The organism is Streptomyces sp. NPDC020192, assembly GCF_044388685.1.
GTDB lineage: Bacteria > Actinomycetota > Actinomycetes > Streptomycetales > Streptomycetaceae > Streptomyces.
Genome location: NZ_JBIRXG010000013.1, coordinates 220963 through 242259 on the forward strand (window position 1 = coordinate 220963; position 21297 = coordinate 242259).

General features: G+C 69.2%; 14 protein-coding genes and 1 tRNA gene. 10 read left to right on the forward strand and 5 right to left on the reverse strand.

Annotation, left to right across the window (positions count from 1 at the left end):
- Positions 1 to 179: 179 nt before the first annotated feature.
- The 10 genes from ACH47Z_RS25545 to ACH47Z_RS25590 all read left to right on the forward strand — a co-directional run bounded on the left by ACH47Z_RS25545 (position 180) and on the right by ACH47Z_RS25590 (position 14082).
- A tRNA-Trp gene (locus tag ACH47Z_RS25545) sits at positions 180 to 252 on the forward strand.
- A gap of 108 nt (positions 253 to 360) precedes the next feature.
- Positions 361 to 645: a preprotein translocase subunit SecE gene (gene secE, locus ACH47Z_RS25550; RefSeq protein WP_399077447.1), complete on the forward strand. Its 285-nt coding sequence runs from the start codon at positions 361 to 363 to the stop codon at positions 643 to 645.
- A gap of 80 nt (positions 646 to 725) precedes the next feature.
- Positions 726 to 1562: a transcription termination/antitermination protein NusG gene (nusG, locus tag ACH47Z_RS25555; protein ID WP_399077449.1), complete on the forward strand. Its 837-nt coding sequence runs from the start codon at positions 726 to 728 to the stop codon at positions 1560 to 1562.
- Positions 1563 to 1731: 169 nt separating this feature from the next.
- Positions 1732 to 2166 (forward strand): 50S ribosomal protein L11, encoded by a 435-nt coding sequence (gene rplK, locus ACH47Z_RS25560; protein WP_031167035.1) that lies wholly within the window; start codon positions 1732 to 1734, stop codon positions 2164 to 2166.
- 99 nt (positions 2167 to 2265) lie between these two features.
- Positions 2266 to 2991 (forward strand): 50S ribosomal protein L1, encoded by a 726-nt coding sequence (gene rplA / locus ACH47Z_RS25565; RefSeq protein ID WP_399077452.1) that lies wholly within the window; start codon positions 2266 to 2268, stop codon positions 2989 to 2991.
- Between the two features lie 181 nt (positions 2992 to 3172).
- Positions 3173 to 4102 (forward strand): hypothetical protein, encoded by a 930-nt coding sequence (locus tag ACH47Z_RS25570; protein WP_399077455.1) that lies wholly within the window; start codon positions 3173 to 3175, stop codon positions 4100 to 4102.
- Between the two features lie 920 nt (positions 4103 to 5022).
- Complete coding sequence (rplJ, locus tag ACH47Z_RS25575; protein WP_399077457.1) at positions 5023 to 5553, forward strand: 50S ribosomal protein L10; 531 nt, start codon at positions 5023 to 5025, stop codon at positions 5551 to 5553.
- A 116-nt stretch (positions 5554 to 5669) separates the two neighbouring features.
- The gene (gene rplL, locus ACH47Z_RS25580; RefSeq protein ID WP_399077460.1) at positions 5670 to 6050 is read left to right on the forward strand and encodes a 50S ribosomal protein L7/L12; all 381 of its coding nucleotides are present in this window, start codon (positions 5670 to 5672) and stop codon (positions 6048 to 6050) included.
- A 549-nt stretch (positions 6051 to 6599) separates the two neighbouring features.
- Complete coding sequence (gene rpoB / locus ACH47Z_RS25585; RefSeq protein ID WP_399077462.1) at positions 6600 to 10085, forward strand: DNA-directed RNA polymerase subunit beta; 3486 nt, start codon at positions 6600 to 6602, stop codon at positions 10083 to 10085.
- Positions 10086 to 10182: 97 nt separating this feature from the next.
- Positions 10183 to 14082 (forward strand): DNA-directed RNA polymerase subunit beta', encoded by a 3900-nt coding sequence (locus tag ACH47Z_RS25590; protein WP_399077464.1) that lies wholly within the window; start codon positions 10183 to 10185, stop codon positions 14080 to 14082.
- Positions 14083 to 14141: 59 nt separating this feature from the next.
- On the opposite strand, the gene ACH47Z_RS25595 is transcribed toward ACH47Z_RS25590, so the two are convergent.
- The 5 genes from ACH47Z_RS25595 to ACH47Z_RS25615 are packed head-to-tail and all read right to left on the reverse strand — an operon-like array spanning position 14142 to position 20604.
- Positions 14142 to 15353, reverse strand: a complete 1212-nt coding sequence (locus ACH47Z_RS25595) for a M48 family metalloprotease (protein WP_399077466.1) — start codon at positions 15351 to 15353, stop codon at positions 14142 to 14144.
- A 51-nt stretch (positions 15354 to 15404) separates the two neighbouring features.
- The gene (locus ACH47Z_RS25600; protein WP_399077468.1) at positions 15405 to 15899 is read right to left on the reverse strand and encodes a Pycsar system effector family protein; all 495 of its coding nucleotides are present in this window, start codon (positions 15897 to 15899) and stop codon (positions 15405 to 15407) included.
- Positions 15896 to 17335, reverse strand: a complete 1440-nt coding sequence (locus ACH47Z_RS25605; protein WP_399077470.1) for a hypothetical protein — start codon at positions 17333 to 17335, stop codon at positions 15896 to 15898. The genes ACH47Z_RS25600 and ACH47Z_RS25605 overlap by 4 nt, the downstream gene beginning before the upstream one ends.
- A gap of 42 nt (positions 17336 to 17377) precedes the next feature.
- Positions 17378 to 19738, reverse strand: a complete 2361-nt coding sequence (locus ACH47Z_RS25610; RefSeq protein WP_399077472.1) for a hypothetical protein — start codon at positions 19736 to 19738, stop codon at positions 17378 to 17380.
- Complete coding sequence (locus ACH47Z_RS25615) at positions 19735 to 20604, reverse strand: hypothetical protein (protein WP_399077474.1); 870 nt, start codon at positions 20602 to 20604, stop codon at positions 19735 to 19737. The genes ACH47Z_RS25610 and ACH47Z_RS25615 overlap by 4 nt, the downstream gene beginning before the upstream one ends.
- Positions 20605 to 21297 lie beyond the last annotated feature (693 nt).

Below are 21297 nucleotides of genomic sequence, written 5' to 3' on the forward strand. Positions count from 1 at the left end.
GGCCCCATCCGCCCTCCGGCCAGGACGATCTTCGGCCACCCTGCCCCGGACGGGTACTTTCTGTTCGACGTCGGGCCGTTGACCACGTACACTCTCACCTCGTTGGCCTTCAGAAGCCGCCGCCGAAACGGGTGCACGCCCCGCACCCGGCCGGATGCGGTACGTTGGGGGACACACAAAGGGTCGTAGCTCAATTGGTAGAGCACCGGTCTCCAAAACCGGCGGTTGGGGGTTCAAGTCCCTCCGGCCCTGCTACACACACCGCCAGGATGTGTGCGCATGTACGTACAGCAATGCACCGCCGTGCGGCTCCAGAAACCGGGCGCGGCACGGCCATGACCCGGGACCAGGTGAGGACGCATGACGGACGCCGTGGGCTCCATCGACACGCCTGATGCCCAGGACGAGGTGTCCGAGTCCAAGAAGGCCCGCAAGGGCGGCAAGCGCGCCAAGAAGGGCCCGCTGAAGCGCCTGGCCACCTTCTACCGCCAGATCATCGCGGAGCTCCGCAAGGTCGTCTGGCCGACTCGCAACCAGCTGACGTCGTACACCACGGTGGTGATCTTCTTCGTCGCCATCATGATCGGCCTGGTGACCGTGATTGACTATGGGCTCAACCACGCGGCCAAGTACGTCTTCGGCTGAGCCAAGAGCGAAGGGCGCCGTGGTACCGGCGCCCGTTTTCGCATGTTCCACCCCTATGTATCCAGGAAGAAGCAGCCACCGTGTCTGACCAGAACCTGAACGACGCCGTCGAGCCGGACGAGTCCGTGGATGACGAGCTCGACATCGTCGAGGGCGCGGACGAGGACCTGGACGAGGTCGAGGCTGCCGACGCCGAGGCGGGCGAGGCTGCCGAGGAGGCCGCGCTGCACGCCGAGGACGAGGCCGAAGAGGTCGAGGAAGCCGAAGAGGCCGAGGAAGAGGTCGAGGCCGCCGCGCCCGTCGACCCCGTCGAGGCCCTGCGCGAGGAGCTGCGCACCCTGCCCGGCGAGTGGTACGTGATCCACACCTACGCCGGTTACGAGAACCGCGTGAAGACCAACCTGGAGCAGCGCGCCGTCTCGCTGAACGTCGAGGACTACATCTTCCAGGCCGAGGTGCCGCAGGAAGAGGTCGTCCAGATCAAGAACGGCGACCGCAAGACGATCAAGCAGAACAAGCTGCCGGGTTACGTCCTGGTCCGCATGGACCTGACCAACGAGTCCTGGGGCGTCGTCCGCAACACCCCGGGCGTCACCGGCTTCGTCGGCAACGCCTACGACCCGTACCCGCTGACCCTGGACGAGATCGTCAAGATGCTCGCCCCGGAGGCCGAGGAGAAGGCCGCCCGCGAGGCCGCCGAGGCCGAGGGCAAGCCCGCTCCGCAGCGCAAGGTCGAGGTCCAGGTGCTGGACTTCGAGGTCGGCGACTCGGTCACCGTCACCGACGGCCCGTTCGCCACGCTGCAGGCGACGATCAATGAGATCAACGCCGACTCCAAGAAGGTCAAGGGCCTGGTGGAGATCTTCGGCCGCGAGACGCCGGTCGAGCTGTCCTTCGACCAGATCCAGAAGAACTAGTCCATTTCTGGACGTCGCTCTTCCGTGCAGGTCAGACCGGCTGCCTCAGCCGGTCTGACCTGCTCGGTTTTTAGCCGCGCATCTATACCCGTTATCGTTGTGCGGTATGCCTGCGTCAGGACTCGATCCTCGCGCGGGCATGGACCCGAATGAAAGGACCCGGAGAGCTATGCCTCCCAAGAAGAAGAAGGTCACGGGGCTCATCAAGCTCCAGATCAACGCCGGTGCGGCGAACCCGGCCCCGCCGGTCGGCCCCGCGCTCGGTCAGCACGGCGTCAACATCATGGAGTTCTGCAAGGCCTACAACGCCGCGACCGAGTCGCAGCGTGGCTGGGTCATCCCGGTGGAGATCACGGTCTACGAGGACCGTTCCTTCACCTTCGTCACCAAGACCCCGCCGGCCGCGAAGATGATCCTCAAGGCCGCTGGTGTCGAGAAGGGCTCCGGCGAGCCGCACAAGACCAAGGTCGCCAAGATCACCGAGGCGCAGGTCCGCGAGATCGCCCAGACCAAGATGCCCGACCTCAACGCCAACGACCTGGACGCCGCGTCGAAGATCATCGCCGGCACCGCCCGCTCCATGGGCATCACGGTCGAGGGCTGACCTCACCCCCAGTAGTCATGCGGCCGTAGCCGGTCGCACGTGGCAGGGCCTGCTCGGCCCAGGGACCACGACTCCTTTCAGAACACACAGGAGCAAGTTGTGAGCAAGCGCAGCAAGGCTCTCCGCGCTGCGGACGCCAAGGTCGACCGGGAGAAGCTGTACGCCCCGCTCGAGGCCGTCCGTCTCGCCAAGGAGACCTCCACGACCAAGTTCGACGGCACCGTCGAGGTCGCCTTCCGCCTGGGTGTCGACCCGCGCAAGGCCGACCAGATGGTCCGTGGCACCGTGAACCTTCCGCACGGCACCGGTAAGACCGCCCGGGTCCTGGTCTTCGCGACCGGTGACCGTGCCGAGGCCGCGCGTGCCGCGGGCGCCGACATCGTCGGTGCCGACGAGCTGATCGACGAGGTGGCGAAGGGCCGTCTGGACTTCGACGCCGTCGTCGCCACCCCGGACCTCATGGGCAAGGTCGGCCGCCTCGGCCGCGTCCTCGGCCCGCGTGGTCTGATGCCGAACCCGAAGACCGGCACCGTGACCCCGGACACCGCCAAGGCCGTGACCGAGATCAAGGGCGGCAAGATCGAGTTCCGCGTCGACAAGCACTCGAACCTGCACTTCATCATCGGCAAGACGTCCTTCGACGACGACAAGCTGGTGGAGAACTACGGCGCCGCGCTGGAGGAGATCCTCCGTCTGAAGCCGTCCGCCGCCAAGGGTCGCTACATCAAGAAGGCCGCGGTCAGCACCACCATGGGCCCCGGCATCCCGGTCGACCCGAACCGCACCCGTAACCTCCTCGTCGAGGAGGACCCGGCCGCCGTCTGAGCCTTCAGCTCAGCCCGGTAGCCGCGTCAGGTACGCGTAAGCAGAGGGCGGACCCCGCAACCTTCCAGGTGCGGGGTCCGTCCTTTGTTCGTACGACTTTTCTTTGTACGACCTTTCGTAGGACTGTCAGTGCCCTGGGATACGGTGCGGGGCACACGACTCGCAATAGGGGTGGGACCAGATGATGAGCACGACCGTTCGCCGTACGGCCCTTGCCATAGCGGCGGCCGCCGCGCTGACCTCCGTGGCGGCCTGCGGCTCCTCCTCCGGCTCGGGCAAGGCTGACAAGGCAGCCGGCGGCAGCACGATCCACGTCAGCCCCATCGCCGCCGTGCTGCGCAGCGCCGAGCAGTCCACCGACAAGGCGGACTCGGCGAAGGTGCGCTCCACCATGTCCCTCGGCAACCTCCTGTCGGCGACCGGGAACGGCGCGCTGACGTGGGGCAACGGCCTCAAGGGCAACCTCACCATCACGTACACCGGCGGCCAGGCGGCCCAGATGATGCGCGCGGCCGGCACGTCGACGATGGAGGCCCGCTATCTGCCGGACGCCTACTACGCGCACATGAGCGATGCATTCGCCCAGAAGACGGGCGGCAAGCACTGGCTCAAGTACTCGTACGACGCCCTCGCCAAGGTCGGCGGCGCCTCCGGTTCGTACATGAAGGACCAGTTCCAGAACTCCACGCCGAAACAGTCGGTGAAGCTGCTGCTGGCCTCGCGCGACGTGAAGAAGGTCGGCGAGGAGACGGTCTCCGGCGTCCGTACGACGCACTACTCGGGCACGGTGAACGTCGCCGACTTCGCGGGCAAGAGCAGCAACCTCAGCGCGGACCAGCTGGCCGCCCTGAAGAGCCAGCTCGACCAGGCGGGCATCACCACCGACACCATCGACATCTGGATCAACGACCAGAATCTGCTGGTGAAGAAGTCCGAGCAGGCCCAGACGGCGAAGGGCACCATGACCAGCACGGCCTACTACAGCGACTACGGCGTCCCGGTCTCCGCCGAGGCACCCCCGGCCGCCGACACGCTGGACTTCACCAAGCTGCTGAAGTCCAGCGGCTCCGGCGGCACGGTGGCGGGCAGCAGCACGACCACCACGTCCTGACACCGGGGGCCACCCCACCGGGTCACCGGGCACGCACTTGAGCGGGTCCGGATCCGGGTCGAGGGTGAAGGACCGGGCGAAGCGACAGCGGGCACACGCTTTCGCCCGGCACCGCGGCCTTCGGCGAACCGACACGGCCGACGAAGGAGGGACACCCGTCCCGGAGCCGCGATGGCTTGGGGTTGGCCGGGCTGTGGGGTGATGGCCCTGGGTGAACCGGCGTACAGGCTCGACGGCCCGGGGCGGACCCGTGTACAGCACTGATGGCCGCGGGCTGACCGTGTACGCGAGACCGGCGGGTTCGGGCTGGCGGGCGTGCGGCCCCGAGACGGACCGGCGTACGGGACCTGCGGGGCCGACGCTCTCCTGCAGACCAGCCTGCGGTACCGGTGGCCCAGGTGGTGGACGGACGTCCGGGGCCGACGGTTTGGGGCCGGCCGTGCTGCGAGGCCCTGGGCGGACCGGCGTGCGGGGCTGATGGCCCCCGGCGGGCCGGCCTGCGCGTGCGACGGCCTAGGGCTGGTCGAGTTGCGGGACAGACGGCCCCGGGGGCTGGCCGGGGTGTGCGGGACCAGTGGCCCCGTACGTCCGACCAGCCACCGGACGACCCGCCTTCCAGGGCGGGCGGACCTGGGGTGGGGGCGATTTGCCTGGGGGTGGGGTGGTCCCGTACTCTCCTACAGAAGCCAAAGACCGCTGGTCGTTGCCGTGCGCTCTCGTGAGGGTGCGGTGGCCGAAGGATCCGCTGAAAAGTGGACGACCCGCGCAGGTGACAGTGGAAGAACTCCCGGAGTGCGCGCGCCGAGCGCGTGTGCGGCCGGTCGAGTCCGCCCCGTGCGCCTGCGCCGGGGCGTTTCGTTTTCCCCAGTCCTCCTTCGGGTCCGCGCGGTCAGAATCACCCGGAAGGAGGCCGAGGCTCTATGGCGAGGCCCGACAAGGCTGCCGCGGTTGCCGAGCTGACGGACAAGTTCCGCAGCTCCAACGCCGCCGTGCTGACCGAGTACCGCGGTCTCACCGTGGCGCAGCTCAAGACGCTGCGCCGGTCGCTCGGTGAGAACGCCCAGTACGCCGTGGTGAAGAACACGCTGACCAAGATTGCGGCCAACGAGGCCGGGATCACGCTGGACGACCAGCTCTTCGCTGGTCCGACGGCCGTCGCCTTCGTCACCGGTGACCCGGTGGAGTCGGCGAAGGGTCTCCGTGACTTCGCCAAGGACAACCCGAATCTCGTCATCAAGGGCGGTGTCCTTGACGGCAAGGCGCTGTCCGCCGACGAGATCAAGAAGCTTGCGGACCTCGAGTCCCGCGAGGTTCTGCTCGCCAAGCTGGCGGGCGCCATGAAGGGCAAGCAGACGCAGGCTGCTCAGCTCTTCCAGGCGCTCCCGTCGAAGCTCGTCCGCACCGTGGACGCGCTGCGCGCCAAGCAGGCCGAGCAGGGCGGTGCCGAGTAATTCGGCTCGCATCATGATCGCCGCCTGAGCTCCAGGCAGCGGTCGTAGCGGGCCGTCGTACGCCCGCCTCACCCAGTACATCCGGCACCAGCCGAATTAGTGGAAGGAAAGCCGACATGGCTCTCACCCAGGACGAACTGCTCGCCGAGTTCGAGGGCATGACCCTCATCCAGCTCTCCGAGTTCGTGAAGGCGTTCGAGGAGAAGTTCGACGTCACCGCCGCCGCCGCGACCGTCGTCGCGGGCCCGGCCGGCCCGGCCGCCCCGGCCGAGGCCGAGGAGGAGAAGGACGAGTTCGACGTCATCCTCACGGGCGCCGGCGACAAGAAGATCCAGGTCATCAAGGTCGTGCGCGAGCTCACCTCCCTGGGCCTCAAGGAGGCCAAGGACCTGGTCGACGGCACCCCGAAGCCGGTCCTCGAGAAGGTCAACAAGGAGGCCGCTGACAAGGCCGCCGAGGCCCTCAAGGGCGCCGGTGCCTCCGTCGAGGTCAAGTAAGACCTTCGCGACCGCATGAACGGCCCCCTGGGGCTGTAACGCGAACGCACCGAAGGGCGATCATCCATCCGGGTGGTCGCCCTTCGGCGTTCCCCAGGGTCGGGCCTGGGCTGCCTTGCACCTGTGTTCGTGAGGGGTAAGGTGATCTTCGTCGTGTCTCCGGATGCCTGGTTCGGGCAAGGGGGGCCTTGACGAACCGCACGCAGCGCGCAATTCTCAGGACGCGTCGCCACAAGGATCCGAATCCGAGGCATGGATCGGCGGCGAAGAGGGCAGTATCAACGTGCGTTGAGGGCAGCATGTCGAGGGCGTTGACGAAGGCGTTGAGAACAACGAGGGTCTCTGAAACTCGAGACTGGACATCAGTGTGCCGAGTGGCTACACTGACCCTTTGCGCTGCCTGTTAGCTGTCCCCTGCCCGTCACCAGGGGTCTGCCCTCACTCGAGCACCGACGACAAAAGTTCCCTTGACCTGGGATTTCTGTCTCTGTGTATGGGAGAGGGGCCGGCACGCGCGTAGTGAGTCCGAGCCCTCGGAAGGACCCCCTCTTGGCCGCCTCGCGCAATGCCTCGACCGCGAATACGAACAACGGCGCCAGCACCGCCCCGCTGCGCATCTCCTTTGCAAAGATCAAGGAGCCTCTCGAGGTTCCGAACCTGCTCGCGCTGCAGACCGAGAGCTTCGACTGGCTGCTCGGCAACACCGCCTGGCAGAGTCGGGTCGAGGAGGCTCTGGAGAACGGTCAGGACGTCCCCACCAAGTCCGGTCTGGAGGAGATCTTCGAGGAGATCTCCCCGATCGAGGACTTCTCCGGGTCGATGTCCCTGACGTTCCGGGACCACCGCTTCGAGCCGCCGAAGAACTCCATCGACGAGTGCAAGGAGCGCGACTTCACGTACGCCGCCCCGCTCTTCGTCACCGCCGAGTTCACCAACAACGAGACCGGTGAGATCAAGTCCCAGACCGTCTTCATGGGCGACTTCCCGCTCATGACGGGCAAGGGCACTTTCGTCATCAACGGCACCGAGCGTGTCGTGGTGTCCCAGCTGGTCCGTTCCCCCGGTGTCTACTTCGACTCCAGCATCGACAAGACGTCCGACAAGGACATCTTCTCCGCCAAGATCATCCCGTCCCGGGGTGCCTGGCTGGAGATGGAGATCGACAAGCGCGACATGGTCGGTGTCCGCATCGACCGCAAGCGCAAGCAGTCGGTCACCGTGCTGCTCAAGGCGCTCGGCTGGACGACCGAGCAGATCCTCGAGGAGTTCGGCGACTACGAGTCGATGCGCGCCACCCTGGAGAAGGACCACACCCAGGGCCAGGACGACGCGCTGCTCGACATCTACCGCAAGCTGCGTCCGGGCGAGCCCCCCACGCGTGAGGCCGCGCAGACGCTGCTCGAGAACCTCTACTTCAACCCCAAGCGCTACGACCTCGCCAAGGTCGGCCGCTACAAGGTGAACAAGAAGCTCGGCGCGGACGAGCCGCTGGACGCCGGTGTGCTCACCACCGACGACATCATCGCCACCATCAAGTACCTGGTGCAGCTGCACGCCGGCGAGACCGAGACGGTGACCGAGACCGGTCGCACGATCATGGTCGAGACCGACGACATCGACCACTTCGGCAACCGCCGTATCCGCAGCGTCGGTGAGCTGATCCAGAACCAGGTCCGTACGGGTCTCGCCCGTATGGAGCGCGTCGTGCGCGAGCGCATGACCACCCAGGACGTCGAGGCGATCACGCCGCAGACCCTGATCAACATCCGGCCGGTCGTCGCCTCCATCAAGGAGTTCTTCGGCACCAGCCAGCTGTCCCAGTTCATGGACCAGAACAACCCGCTGTCGGGGCTGACGCACAAGCGTCGTCTGAACGCCCTCGGCCCGGGTGGTCTCTCCCGTGAGCGGGCCGGCTTCGAGGTCCGCGACGTGCACCCGTCGCACTACGGCCGTATGTGCCCGATCGAGACGCCGGAAGGCCCGAACATCGGTCTGATCGGCTCGCTCGCCTCCTACGGCCGGGTCAACGCGTTCGGTTTCGTCGAGACGCCGTACCGCAAGGTCGACAACGGCCAGGTCACCGACGAGGTCGACTACCTGACCGCCGACGAGGAGGACCGCTTCGTCATCGCGCAGGCCAACGCCACGCTCAACGACGACCTCCGCTTCGTCGAGAACCGCGTGCTGGTGCGCCGTCGTGGCGGCGAGGTCGACTACGTCAGCCCCGAGGACGTCGACTACATGGACGTCTCGCCGCGCCAGATGGTGTCGGTCGCGACCGCCATGATCCCCTTCCTCGAGCACGACGACGCCAACCGTGCCCTCATGGGCGCGAACATGATGCGTCAGGCCGTGCCGCTCATTAAGTCCGAGTCCCCGCTCGTCGGCACCGGCATGGAGTACCGCTCCGCGGTCGACGCCGGCGACGTGGTCAAGGCCGAGAAGGACGGTGTGGTCCAGGAGGTCTCCGCGGACTACATCACCACCGCCAACGACGACGGTACGTACATCACGTACCGCCTGGCCAAGTTCTCCCGGTCCAACCAGGGCACCTCGGTCAACCAGAAGGTCATCGTCAACGAGGGCGACCGTGTCATCGAGGGCCAGGTCCTCGCCGACGGCCCGGCCACCCAGAACGGTGAGATGGCCCTCGGCAAGAACCTGCTCGTGGCGTTCATGCCGTGGGAGGGTCACAACTACGAGGACGCGATCATCCTGTCGCAGCGCCTCGTGCAGGACGACGTCCTCTCCTCGATCCACATCGAGGAGCACGAGGTCGACGCCCGTGACACCAAGCTCGGCCCCGAGGAGATCACCCGGGACATCCCGAACGTCTCCGAAGAGGTCCTCGCCGACCTCGACGAGCGCGGCATCATCCGCATCGGTGCCGAGGTCATCGCCGGCGACATCCTCGTCGGCAAGGTGACCCCGAAGGGTGAGACCGAGCTGACCCCCGAGGAGCGCCTGCTGCGCGCGATCTTCGGTGAGAAGGCCCGTGAGGTCCGTGACACCTCGCTGAAGGTGCCGCACGGCGAGACCGGCAAGGTCATCGGTGTGCGCGTCTTCGACCGCGAGGAGGGCGACGAGCTTCCCCCGGGTGTGAACCAGCTGGTGCGCGTGTACGTCGCGCAGAAGCGCAAGATCACCGACGGTGACAAGCTCGCCGGCCGTCACGGCAACAAGGGTGTCATCTCGAAGATCCTGCCCATCGAGGACATGCCGTTCCTCGAGGACGGAACTCCGGTCGACATCATCCTGAACCCGCTCGGTGTCCCGTCCCGAATGAACCCGGGACAGGTCCTGGAGATCCACCTCGGCTGGCTCGCCAGCCGCGGCTGGGACGTCTCCGGCCTCGCGGACGAGTGGGCCCAGCGCCTGCAGGCCATCGGCGCCGACCAGGTCGCCCCGCGCACCAACGTCGCGACCCCGGTCTTCGACGGTGCCCGCGAGGACGAGCTGGCGGGTCTGCTGCAGCACACCATCCCGAACCGCGACGGCGAGCGCATGGTGCTCCCGTCCGGCAAGGCGCGGCTGTTCGACGGCCGTAGCGGTGAGCCGTTCCCGGATCCGATCTCGGTCGGCTACATGTACATCCTGAAGCTGCACCACCTGGTCGACGACAAGCTGCACGCCCGTTCGACCGGTCCGTACTCGATGATCACCCAGCAGCCGCTGGGTGGTAAGGCCCAGTTCGGTGGCCAGCGGTTCGGTGAGATGGAGGTGTGGGCCCTCGAGGCCTACGGCGCCGCGTACGCCCTCCAGGAGCTGCTGACCATCAAGTCCGACGACGTCACCGGCCGCGTGAAGGTCTACGAGGCCATCGTCAAGGGCGAGAACATTCCTGAGCCCGGCATTCCCGAGTCCTTCAAGGTGCTCATCAAGGAAATGCAGTCCCTGTGCCTCAACGTGGAGGTGCTGTCCTCGGACGGCATGTCCATCGAGATGCGCGACACCGACGAGGACGTCTTCCGCGCTGCGGAGGAGCTCGGCATCGACCTGTCCCGGCGCGAGCCGAGCAGCGTCGAAGAGGTCTGACGGGAGTCCGGCGGGGCCCTCACCCACAGGGCCCCGCCGACCCCCAGGCCCCCGTTTCAGACCACAGACTTACAACCCTGAGAGGGATTGACGCATAGTGCTCGACGTCAACTTCTTCGACGAGCTCCGGATCGGTCTGGCCACCGCTGACGACATCCGCCAGTGGAGCCACGGCGAGGTCAAGAAGCCGGAGACCATCAACTACCGCACGCTCAAGCCCGAAAAGGACGGACTCTTCTGCGAGAAGATCTTCGGTCCGACCCGGGACTGGGAGTGCTACTGCGGCAAGTACAAGCGCGTCCGCTTCAAGGGCATCATCTGCGAGCGCTGTGGCGTCGAGGTCACGCGCGCCAAGGTGCGCCGTGAGCGGATGGGCCACATCGAGCTGGCCGCGCCCGTCACGCACATCTGGTACTTCAAGGGTGTCCCGAGCCGTCTGGGCTACCTGCTCGACCTGGCTCCCAAGGACCTCGAGAAGGTCATCTACTTCGCGGCGTACATGATCACGTACGTCGACGAGGAGCGTCGTACCCGCGACCTGCCCTCCCTGGAGGCGCACGTCTCGGTCGAGCGCCAGCACATCGAGAACCGCCGCGACTCCGACCTCGAGGGCCGCGCCAAGAAGCTCGAGACCGACCTGGCCGAGCTGGAGGCCGAGGGTGCCAAGGCCGACGTGCGCCGCAAGGTGCGCGAGGGTGCCGAGCGCGAGATGAAGCAGCTGCGCGACCGCGCGCAGCGCGAGATCGACCGCCTCGACGAGGTGTGGACCCGGTTCAAGAACCTCAAGGTCCAGGACCTCGAGGGCGACGAGCTGCTCTACCGCGAGCTGCGTGACCGCTTCGGCACGTACTTCGACGGCTCGATGGGTGCCGCGGCGCTGCAGAAGCGCCTGGAGTCCTTCGACCTCGAGGAGGAGGCCGAGCGTCTCCGCGAGATCATCCGCACCGGCAAGGGCCAGAAGAAGACCCGTGCCCTCAAGCGCCTGAAGGTCGTCTCCGCGTTCCTGCAGACGTCCAACAGCCCCAAGGGCATGGTCCTGGACTGCGTCCCGGTCATCCCGCCGGACCTTCGCCCGATGGTGCAGCTGGACGGTGGCCGCTTCGCGACCTCCGACCTGAACGACCTGTACCGCCGTGTGATCAACCGCAACAACCGCCTGAAGCGCCTTCTCGACCTCGGTGCGCCCGAGATCATCGTGAACAACGAGAAGCGCATGCTCCAGGAGGCCGTCGACGCGCTCTTCGACAACGGCCGTCGTGGTCGCCCGGTCACGGGCCCCGGCAACCGTCCGCTGAAGTCGCTGTCCGACATGCTCAAGGGCAAGCAGGGTCGCTTCCGTCAGAACCTGCTCGGTAAGCGAGTCGACTACTCGGCGCGTTCCGTCATCGTCGTCGGCCCGCAGCTGAAGCTGCACCAGTGCGGTCTGCCCAAGGCCATGGCGCTGGAGCTGTTCAAGCCGTTCGTGATGAAGCGCCTGGTCGACCTGAACCACGCGCAGAACATCAAGAGCGCCAAGCGCATGGTCGAGCGCGGCCGCACCGTCGTGTACGACGTCCTCGAAGAGGTCATCGCCGAGCACCCGGTGCTGCTGAACCGTGCGCCCACCCTGCACCGCCTCGGCATCCAGGCCTTCGAGCCGCAGCTGGTCGAAGGCAAGGCCATCCAGATCCACCCGCTCGTCTGCACCGCGTTCAACGCGGACTTCGACGGTGACCAGATGGCCGTGCACCTGCCGCTGTCCGCGGAGGCGCAGGCCGAGGCCCGCATCCTGATGCTGTCCTCGAACAACATCCTCAAGCCGGCCGACGGCCGTCCGGTGACGATGCCGACCCAGGACATGGTCCTCGGTCTGTTCTTCCTCACCACCGACGGCGAGCTGCGTGACACCAAGGGCGAGGGCCGCGCGTTCGGCTCCACGGCCGAGGCGATCATGGCGTTCGACGCCGGCGAGCTGGCGCTGCAGTCGTCGGTGGACATCCGCTTCCCGGTGGGCACCATCCCGCCGCGCGGCTGGACCCCGCCGGCCCGCGAGGAGGGCGAGCCCGAGTGGCAGCAGGGTGACTCGTTCCGCCTGCGCACCACCCTGGGCCGCGCGCTCTTCAACGAGCTGCTGCCCGAGGACTACCCGTTCGTCGACTACTCGGTGGGCAAGAAGCAGCTCTCCGAGATCGTCAACGACCTCGCCGAGCGCTACCCGAAGGTCATCGTGGCGGCCACGCTCGACAACCTGAAGGCGTCCGGCTTCTACTGGGCCACCCGTTCCGGTGTCACCGTCGCCATCTCCGACGTCGTCGTTCCCGAGGCGAAGAAGGAGATCGTCGCCGGGTACGAGGCCAAGGACGAGAAGGTCCAGAAGCAGTACGAGCGCGGTCTGATCACCAAGGAAGAGCGCACCCAGGAGCTCATCCAGATCTGGACCCAGGCGACCAACGAGGTCGCCGAGGCGATGAACGAGAACTTCCCCAAGACCAACCCCATCTTCATGATGGTTGACTCGGGTGCCCGAGGAAACATGATGCAGATGCGGCAGATCGCCGGTATGCGTGGTCTGGTGTCGAACGCGAAGAACGAGACCATCCCGCGTCCGATCAAGGCGTCCTTCCGTGAGGGCCTGTCCGTGCTGGAGTACTTCATCTCCACGCACGGTGCCCGTAAGGGTCTGGCGGACACCGCTCTGCGTACCGCCGACTCGGGTTACCTCACCCGTCGTCTGGTCGACGTCTCCCAGGACGTCATCATCCGCGAGGAGGACTGCGGCACCGAGCGCGGTCTGAAGCTGCGGATCGCCTCGCGCGGCGCCGACGGCGTGCTGCGCAAGGCGGACGACGTCGAGACCAGCGTCTACGCCCGCATGCTCGCCGAGGACGTCGTCATCGACGGCAAGGTGATCGCGCCGGCCAACGTGGACCTGGGCGACGTGCTCATCGACCAGCTGGTGCACCACGGCATCGAGGAGGTCAAGACCCGCTCGATCCTGACCTGCGAGTCGCACGTCGGCACCTGCGCGATGTGCTACGGCCGCTCGCTGGCCACCGGCAAGCTGGTCGACATCGGTGAGGCGGTCGGCATCATCGCCGCCCAGTCCATCGGTGAGCCCGGTACCCAGCTGACGATGCGTACCTTCCACACCGGTGGTGTGGCCGGTGACGACATCACCCAGGGTCTGCCGCGTGTCGTCGAGCTCTTCGAGGCCCGTACCCCGAAGGGTGTCGCCCCGATCTCCGAGGCCTCCGGCCGCGTGCGGATCGAGGAGACCGAGAAGACGAAGAAGATCGTCGTCACCCCGGACGACGGCAGCGACGAGACGGCGTTCCCGATCTCGAAGCGTGCCAAGGTCCTGGTCAGCGAGGGCGAGCACGTCGAGGTGGGCCAGCAGCTCACCGTGGGTGCCACCAACCCGCACGACGTGCTGCGCATCCTGGGTCAGCGTGCCGTCCAGGTCCACCTGGTCGGCGAGGTCCAGAAGGTGTACAACTCGCAGGGTGTGTCGATCCACGACAAGCACATCGAGATCATCATCCGGCAGATGCTCCGCCGCGTGACGATCATCGAGTCCGGCGACGCCGAGCTGCTGCCCGGCGAGCTGGTCGAGCGCTCGAAGTTCGAGACCGAGAACCGTCGTGTGGTCCAGGAGGGCGGTCACCCGGCCTCCGGTCGTCCGCAGCTGATGGGTATCACCAAGGCCTCGCTGGCGACGGAGTCCTGGCTGTCGGCCGCCTCCTTCCAGGAGACGACCCGAGTCCTGACGGACGCGGCGATCAACGCCAAGTCCGACAGCCTCATCGGCCTCAAGGAGAACGTCATCATCGGTAAGCTCATCCCGGCCGGTACGGGTCTGTCCCGCTACCGCAACATCCGGGTCGAGCCGACCGAGGAGGCCAAGGCCGCGATGTACTCGGCCGTCGGCTACGACGACATCGACTACTCGCCGTTCGGCACCGGCTCCGGCCAGGCCGTTCCGCTGGAGGACTACGACTACGGTCCGTACAACCAGTAAGCGAGCAGCATGAAGGGCGGCCACTCCGTTTCGTACGGGGTGGCCGCCCTTCGGCGTGTTCAGGGGGTGGGTGATTGCAGGTACGGCTGGAGGTGGTGCAGCCGGGTGTAGTGGTCCGGGTGGGAGGACAGCAGCCGGGCCGGCGCGCTCTCCTGGACGGGACGGCCGCCGTTCTGCGCGGTCAGCTGGGCCTGCTGCCACTGCTCCTGCCGGTGCATCTGGTCGAGGACGGCCGCCAGCATGGGGGCGAAGCCGAGGGCGGCGGCGTGCTCGTCGGCCCGCAGCTCGGACCGGCGGCCCACGGCGGCCAGGGCGTACGGCACGGCCAGGATCAGCAGCGGCAGGCCGTAGAGCGTGGTGATCGTGGCCAGCGCGACAGCGCCGACGGTCACCGCCAGGACGGCGACGCCGACGCAGCCGAAGGCACTCGAGACCTTGAACATGATGCCGGAGCACGCCTTCAGCACCCGCCAGGCGACCCGGCCGGGCAGGGCGTACCAGTAGCCGAGCAGCGAGGACCAGGCGTGGCCGCCGACGTGGTGGCCCAGTTCGTGTGCCATGACGGCGGCCAGTTCGCCGTTGGGCAGCGCGTTCATGGCGAAGCGGGTGACGCCGACGATGTGGCCGGCGGCCGCGACCGCGTTCAGGCTGTCGCTGTCCTCCACCCACAGTTCGTAGTTTCGGCCCTCGACCCCGGCGCGGGCCGTGACCTCGCGCCAGACCGGTTCGAGTTTGGCGCGTTCTTGTGGAGTGGGGTAGCGCAGCCGGAGCACATGGCGCGCGAGGGCGCGTTCGGTGGGCCGGTGGAACACGAGTGCGCCGCTGGCGAGCCAGGCGAGTATGACGACGATGCCGAAGCCGCCGAAGAACAGGGAGACCAGGGCGACGACGAACAGGCTGCACAGGAAGTTGGGCACGTGCAGCAGCAGATTCCCCACGGCGGTGGCGTCCGTCCGGCGCTGCTTGTCGGACAGGAAGACGCGCCCTCGGTCGGTGTCGATGTGGTGCGGGTGCTGGGCCGGGGGCGGGGGCACCGGGGGCGCGGGCGGGGCCGCCGTCGGGTACTGCGGCGGCACCGCGGATGCCTGGGGGTACGGGGGCGCGGTGTGGGGGTGCTGCGGTGGCACCTGCGGGTACTGCGGTGGCGCCGCCGGGTACTGGGGCGGCACCTGCGGGTACTGCGGTGTGGCCTGCGGATACGGCGGCGGTGTCCGGGGAGGGGCCGGAGGCTGCCCGGGGTGGTCCGGGGGCGGCGGCGGAGGCTGGGTCATGGTGGTCGTTCGTTCCTTCACGTGCGGTGGGGACGGGTGCCGACGGGCGGTTCAGCCGATCAGCAGAGAGGCCGGCAACAGGACCGTGCCGGCGCAGAAGGCGAGAAGCCCGGTGCGGATCCACTGGTGTTTGCGTGCGGCGATACGGCTGTTCTCGGTGAGGGCGCGGGCCAGGCCGACCGTGGGCCGCCGCTCGGTGTCGGCGAGTGCGTCGTCCAACCGGCCCTGCTGGACGGCCTGTTGGATGTCGCCGAAGTACGACAGCGGTTCCCCGGGCGTCCAGGTGCCCAGCTGGTAGCGGGGCAGTACGGCGAGCAGCAGGGCGAACAGCGAGAGCAGGAGCGAGAGGGCCCCGGCCCACCACACGGCGGTGCCCACGGCGGACAGCTCCGAGGGGGCCCACTTCCGCCCCGCGAGCAGCGCGCTGAACACCCCGGCGGTCATCCCGAGCGCGGCGACCAGGACCGAGGCCTTGTTGTCGGCGTGCGCGATCTCGCTCCGCGTCTCGGCGAGCAGCCGCTCACAGAGCTGGTCCGTGGTGGTCATGTGCCGCCCTCTCGGCTGTCGTCATCGGCTGCCTTCGCGCCGTCCGCTGCCGTCGTCGCCCGCGGATCCGGCACCGTCGGCGTCGTGCCGTACCCGGGCGGCGGCTGCCAGGCCGGGGGCGGCGGGGAGTAGGCGGGCTGGGGCGGCAGGGGCGGAAAGCCGGGGGTGGCGTACGGCCCGGGCATGCCCGGCGGGGCGTAGGGCGCGGTGGGCGGGGCGGTCGGTGCCGGTGGGGTGACCGGAGCGGCGGGATCGACCGGCGGCGGTGGGCTCGCGGGCATCGGGGGCGTGGCCGGAGGGGCTGCCGTCACCTCCGGCTGTGGGCCGTGACCGGATCCCTCCGGCAGCAGCGGCGGGTTCTGCGGGACGCCCGGGAGGCGCTGGTTGAGGATGTCGCTGACGGTGCGCAGGGCCAGTTGTTTGGGACCCTCCAGTTCGTACGTCTCGGCCGTGTCGCCGCTCAGCAGTTGCTTCACCAGGTCCATCTGGGCCTGGATCATGCGGAGTTGGTCCTCGCGCATGCTGGACATCACCAGGTGTGAGTCCTCCGGGTGCTGGGCGAGATGGAGGGCCCAGGTGTGCACGCCGCCCTGCTGGAGGTGGTACTGGTAGAACGCGATCTTCTGGGCCTCGATCTGCTGCAACTCGGCTTCCTGGCGCCCCTGTTGGAGGGCGAGCTCGTGCTGCTGGCGCTGCTGCTGGAGGAGCAGTTCGTGCTGCTGGGCGCCGTACGTCACGGCCCGTTCGATCTGCAGGGCGTCCTGTTGGCGCAGCCGGCGGTCCATCTCGACGTCGACCTCCATGCCCCGCTGGGCCGCGAAGGCCTGCTCGGTGGCGGAGTGGTCGATGGCCCGCAGCCGCTGCTGGTGCTCGATGTCGGCCTGGTCGCGGCGCAGCCGCAGGGTCCAGGTGACCTGGAGCCCGGCCGTCGCCCCGAGCGGGCCGAGTACGGTCACCGCCCGCAGCAGCTCCTGTTCGGCCGAGGCGCTCTGCGCGACCGGGAAACGCCGGGTCACCGGCCGGGCGGCCTGCTGGAGTTCGCCGTGCACCAGCGCGGGCACGTCCCGGTGGCCGCTCGCCACGAACCGGGCCGGATCCAGCACCTGCCACGACAGGTCGACCTCGGCGGTGAACTCGAAGGCGTCGTTGTCGCTGGGCAGTGTGAGGGTCGTGGTGTGCGGGTGGACGCCCATGTCCACCTCGTAGACGGCGGAGTAGCGCTTGGCCGTGATCTCGGCGCGGGTCGGCCGGTGGGGTGGCAGGTAGGCCTCGTAGGAGCCCTTGGGGGTGGAGAAGACGAGGGCGTGGTCGATGCGGACCAGGGAGCGGAAGTTGAACTCGAAGCGCGACAGCTGCCGCACGGTGAGCACCGGGTCGACCAGCTGGGTGTGCCGGTCGGCGGGCTGCTGCCACTCGGGTTGCCGGAAGGAGGGCATGGTGTGTGTCTTCCAGGGTTCCAGGGGTCGGTCAGGGGTCGGTCAGTGGTCGGTGAGTACGGTCAGCAGGCGGGCGGCGACCCCGGGCGGGGGAGTGCCGTCCTCGCCCGGCATGGTGCGCAGCAGATGGCTCAGCCTCTGGTGGTCGGCGGTCGTGGTGACGAGCCTGGGCAGGAGTGCGGCCAGGGCCCACTCGACGGACGGTGACCGGTCGGCGATCAGCACCCATGCGCGCAGGACCTCCAGTGCCTGCCGGGTGGTGCCCAGATCGGCCAGTGCGGCCCGCCACAGCAGCGGAACGCCCTGCGCGGCGGTCGGATGGTCGGCGGTCGGGCGGTTGACGGTCCTGCTGCGGGCGGCGGCCATCCAGTCGTCGGTCTCGACGTCGTCGGCGGCCGGGTCGGAGTCGGGGAAGAGGTCGTCGGGCCAGTGGGCGGTGGCCCGGTGGGCCGTGACCGAGCCGGCGGTGGCCGGGCCCTCGGCGGCCGCGCGGGCGAACCAGGCGAGGACGAGCGGAGTGCCGTACCGCTCGTCGTCCTCGGTACGCCGGCACGCGCCGACGAAGCCGCCCAGCGTCAGGTCGCGTACGGCACGGTCGTCCTCGACGTGGGCCAGCAGCTCGCCGAGGACGCGGTCGCTCGCCGCCGACAGCAGCAACAGCTCGACGGCTTCGGCCAGTTCCTCGCCGAGTGCGCCGTCGATGTCGTCGGGCGTGTCCTCGTACAGCCGTCGTACGGCGCGGCGCAGGGCGGCCAGGGCCTGTTCCGGGCGCTCGGCCCCGATCAGGCCGTACGCCCGTACGGCCACCCAGCGCAGCCTCGGGTCGTCGCCCTCGCACCAGACGTCGAGGATGCGCGGGATGTTGGGCGTGCCGACCAGGTGGGCCAGAGCGAGCGCGTTGACCGCGACCAGCCGCTGCCGGTACCGCTTGGAGGTGCCCCACGGCTCGATGACCAGCGCCATCGCGGACGGCAGGTCGGTGCGGGCGAGGACGGCCACCGTGGAGGCGGCCCGGGTGCGCACCAACGGGCGTCCGTCGTCGGCGAGTCGGCGCAGCCAGCGGATCAGCGCGGGGCGCGCGGAGGGGTGGCCGGTCCACACCTCGCGCAGCAGCACCAGCGAGGCGCGCGCGTCGCGGAACGCGGCCTTCTGCTGGTCGACCGGGCCCCATTCGGTGTGCTCGGGCTCCCAGAAGGTGTGCGCCCGCGCCAACTGCAGCCGTTTGCCGACATGGGTGCCGAAGACGGGGACCTCGGGGACGCGAGCCGGGTTGTCGGTCTCCTGCAGGAAGCGGTAGAGCAGGTCGCTCAGTTCGGCGGTGAGCGCGTACGGCCCTCCGTCGAAGGCGGCGAGGGCGACGAGGAACGCCTTGTCCCGCAGATGGAGCGCGGCCTCCTCCGCCTCGAACCACTCCTGGACCTGCTTCTCCAGCGACACCAGCGAGAACTGTCCTACGGCGGCCTCGGCGGCGTCTCCGGTCGCGTACCGGGCGAGCAGGCGGGCGAACGCGGCGGCCTCGCGCGGCTGGTGGCTGTGCCGGAGGAACTCGGTGACCTGCGGCAGGCCGAGCAGTTTCCGCGCGCTCTCCTCGTCGGTGCGGGCGCGCAGGTGGGCGGCGAGCACGTCGGCGGCGGCCGGCGGGTGCCACTCCTCGGGGGTCACGTCGTCCAGCGCGGCGCCGGGATCCAGGGTGACGACGAGGTAGGCGTCGCGGTCGGCGAGGCGTTCGCGGACGGCGAGGAGATGGGTCCAGCGCAGTGGTTCGTCGCGGCGCGGGGCGAGGTCGCACAGCACATGCCCGCGGGCCTGCTGTGCGGCCTTTCCGCCCTGGCTGCCGAACTGGTCGGCGAGGCTGCCGGCGGTGGTGTCGCGGGTCAGGGTGCGCACGGGCACGGCGCCGAGGCCGCGCAGCAGCATCAGCGCGGCCGTGCGCCGGCCGGTGAAGCGGCCGCCGGACAGCACCAGGACCCGGTCGTCGCGCAGCCGTCGCGCCAGGCGGTGCATCAGCTGCTTGTCGGCCGCGAAGCCGCGTGCCAGCTCCGTCAGGGTGGCCTCGGGCACCTCGCCGGAGGCCGGGGCGGCGGCCGAGGGTACGGCGAGCTGGTAGACCTCGGTCTTGCTGCCGAGGAAGACGTCGCCGGTGAAGTGGCCGCCGCTGATGCCGCCGTGCTGGTCGCCGCCGAGCAGGCCGCCGCTGAAGCGGGCGCGGGCGCCGACGTTCATGCTGCGCGGACTGTGGTCGACCAGGTCGCGCCGGGCCGACCAGGCCTTCTGCGGCTGGTCCCGCTCCTCGTCCTCGCCGGGGTCCGTGGTGCCGTCGCCCGGCCGGGGTTCGTCGGGGGCCGGCTCGGACGGGGGTGCGGCGGCGGGACGGGACGGCGCCTGCGCCTCCGGCGTGCTCACGCGCCCTCACCCCGCCCGCTGTCCCTGCCGCCACGCTCGCCGAAGGAGACGTTGCCGCTGAAGTGGCCGCCGCTGATGCCGCCGTGCTGGTTGCCGCCGATCACTCCGCCGCTGAAGGTGCCGCCGTGGATGGTGACGACGGGGCCCGGCGCCGGGCTGCCCTGGGTGGGGGTACCTGATGGGGGCGCTTGCGGTGCCGGGCGGTCCCCCGATCCGCCCGGCACCTCCCCCGTGTCACCGTGGTCCTGGTCGGGGTCCGGGTCCTGGTCCTCGTCCTCCTGCCGGTCCCGGCCGACGGGCAAGGATCCGTGCAGCCAGGCCCGCAGCGGGCCGTTCTTGCTGTCCACCGTCACCGGGCGGAAGTCGGCGGCGGGGATGCCCGGGTGGTCGTGGCGCACCACACCGGCGTACAGGGCGTCCGAGACGCACAGCGCGAAGTCGTCGGGGCGCTCGCGCAGGGCCTGGCGCAGCAGGGCGGCGTCCAGCAGCCGGCAGGCGTGGTTCAGATCGGCGCCGACCCAGCCGTCGTGCTCGTCCACGGCGACGTAGCCGGTGGCGACGACACCGCGCAGCCGCATCTGCGCGGAGCGGGACGCCATGCGGTTGACGGCGCGCAGCTGGGCCGGGACCTCCGTGAGCAGGACCCGCAGCAGCGCGGTGACCGAGGCGTTGGCGTCGATCAGCTCCATCACCGCGTCCCCGCGGTCGGCCCGCAGCCGCCGGGTCTCGTCGATGCCGGCGCGCTCCAGGGCGCGGTCGGTGAGGTCGTAGAGCATGCGCCGCAGATAGGCCTGCTCCACGTCGTCTCGGTCGCTGAACCGCTCGATGTCCAGCAGCAGAATCGTGCGGCTCACGGGCTCGGTCATGGTCGCCTCTCGGGTGGTTCCGCCGTGCAGACCAGCAGAGTGCCGCCACGACGGCCCGACCCGTGAGGACGGATGACGCACTCGAAGTGTGACCGTGTGCACAGAGTGAACCCGGGGGCCGATGTCACTCTGCGGGCGTTCCGGGCCGGGGGCGGCTCATGCTCGGGGTGCCTGGGTGCGGTGGGGGTCCTGCTCCGGGCAGCGGTTCGCGTGACCCCGGTCGGCCGCCGTCACCGCTCGGGTGGCGTCGGCGGTGAGGGGATTCCCGCAATCCCTGGTGCGCCCGTGCATTGGGGCCGATGCCGCCTTGCGGGCGTTCCGGGCCGGGGCGCTCACTCTTGGGGGCCTGAGCGTGGCGGCGGTCATGTTGCGGGCGGATCCGGCGGGCGGCGGTCATCCTGAGGGCGGCTCCGGTCGGCGGCCTCGGTCGGCCGCGAGGCCTCTTGGACGGGGCCGGTGGCGAGGGGATCCTTGGAGCCTCTTGTGCTTGGGGCCCCGATGACACCCTGCGGCTGCCGCTGTCAGGGCGACCATGTTCGGCGGCCGTCCCCCTTCAGGACAGCCCGGGTCCGTGCGGTCGCCCTTCACGCGGCCCGGCCGACGGCTTGGCGTGCCCCGGTCGGTCGCCGACGCCTTTTGGACGGGGCCGGTGGCGAGGGGATTCCCGGAGTCCCCGGTGCCCCCGGTGTACCG

Excerpts from the sequence above, each read along its gene's own strand:
- secE (WP_399077447.1), top strand. The coding sequence starts at position 361 with ATGACGGACGCCGTGGGCTCCATCGACACGCCTGATGCCCAGGACGAG.
- rplK (WP_031167035.1), top strand. The coding sequence starts at position 1,732 with ATGCCTCCCAAGAAGAAGAAGGTCACGGGGCTCATCAAGCTCCAGATC.
- ACH47Z_RS25570 (WP_399077455.1), top strand. The coding sequence starts at position 3,173 with ATGATGAGCACGACCGTTCGCCGTACGGCCCTTGCCATAGCGGCGGCC.
- rplJ (WP_399077457.1), top strand. The coding sequence starts at position 5,023 with ATGGCGAGGCCCGACAAGGCTGCCGCGGTTGCCGAGCTGACGGACAAG.
- rplL (WP_399077460.1), top strand. The coding sequence starts at position 5,670 with ATGGCTCTCACCCAGGACGAACTGCTCGCCGAGTTCGAGGGCATGACC.
- ACH47Z_RS25595 (WP_399077466.1), bottom strand. The coding sequence starts at position 15,353 with ATGACCCAGCCTCCGCCGCCGCCCCCGGACCACCCCGGGCAGCCTCCG.
- ACH47Z_RS25600 (WP_399077468.1), bottom strand. The coding sequence starts at position 15,899 with ATGACCACCACGGACCAGCTCTGTGAGCGGCTGCTCGCCGAGACGCGG.
- ACH47Z_RS25605 (WP_399077470.1), bottom strand. The coding sequence starts at position 17,335 with ATGCCCTCCTTCCGGCAACCCGAGTGGCAGCAGCCCGCCGACCGGCAC.
- ACH47Z_RS25615 (WP_399077474.1), bottom strand. The coding sequence starts at position 20,604 with ATGACCGAGCCCGTGAGCCGCACGATTCTGCTGCTGGACATCGAGCGG.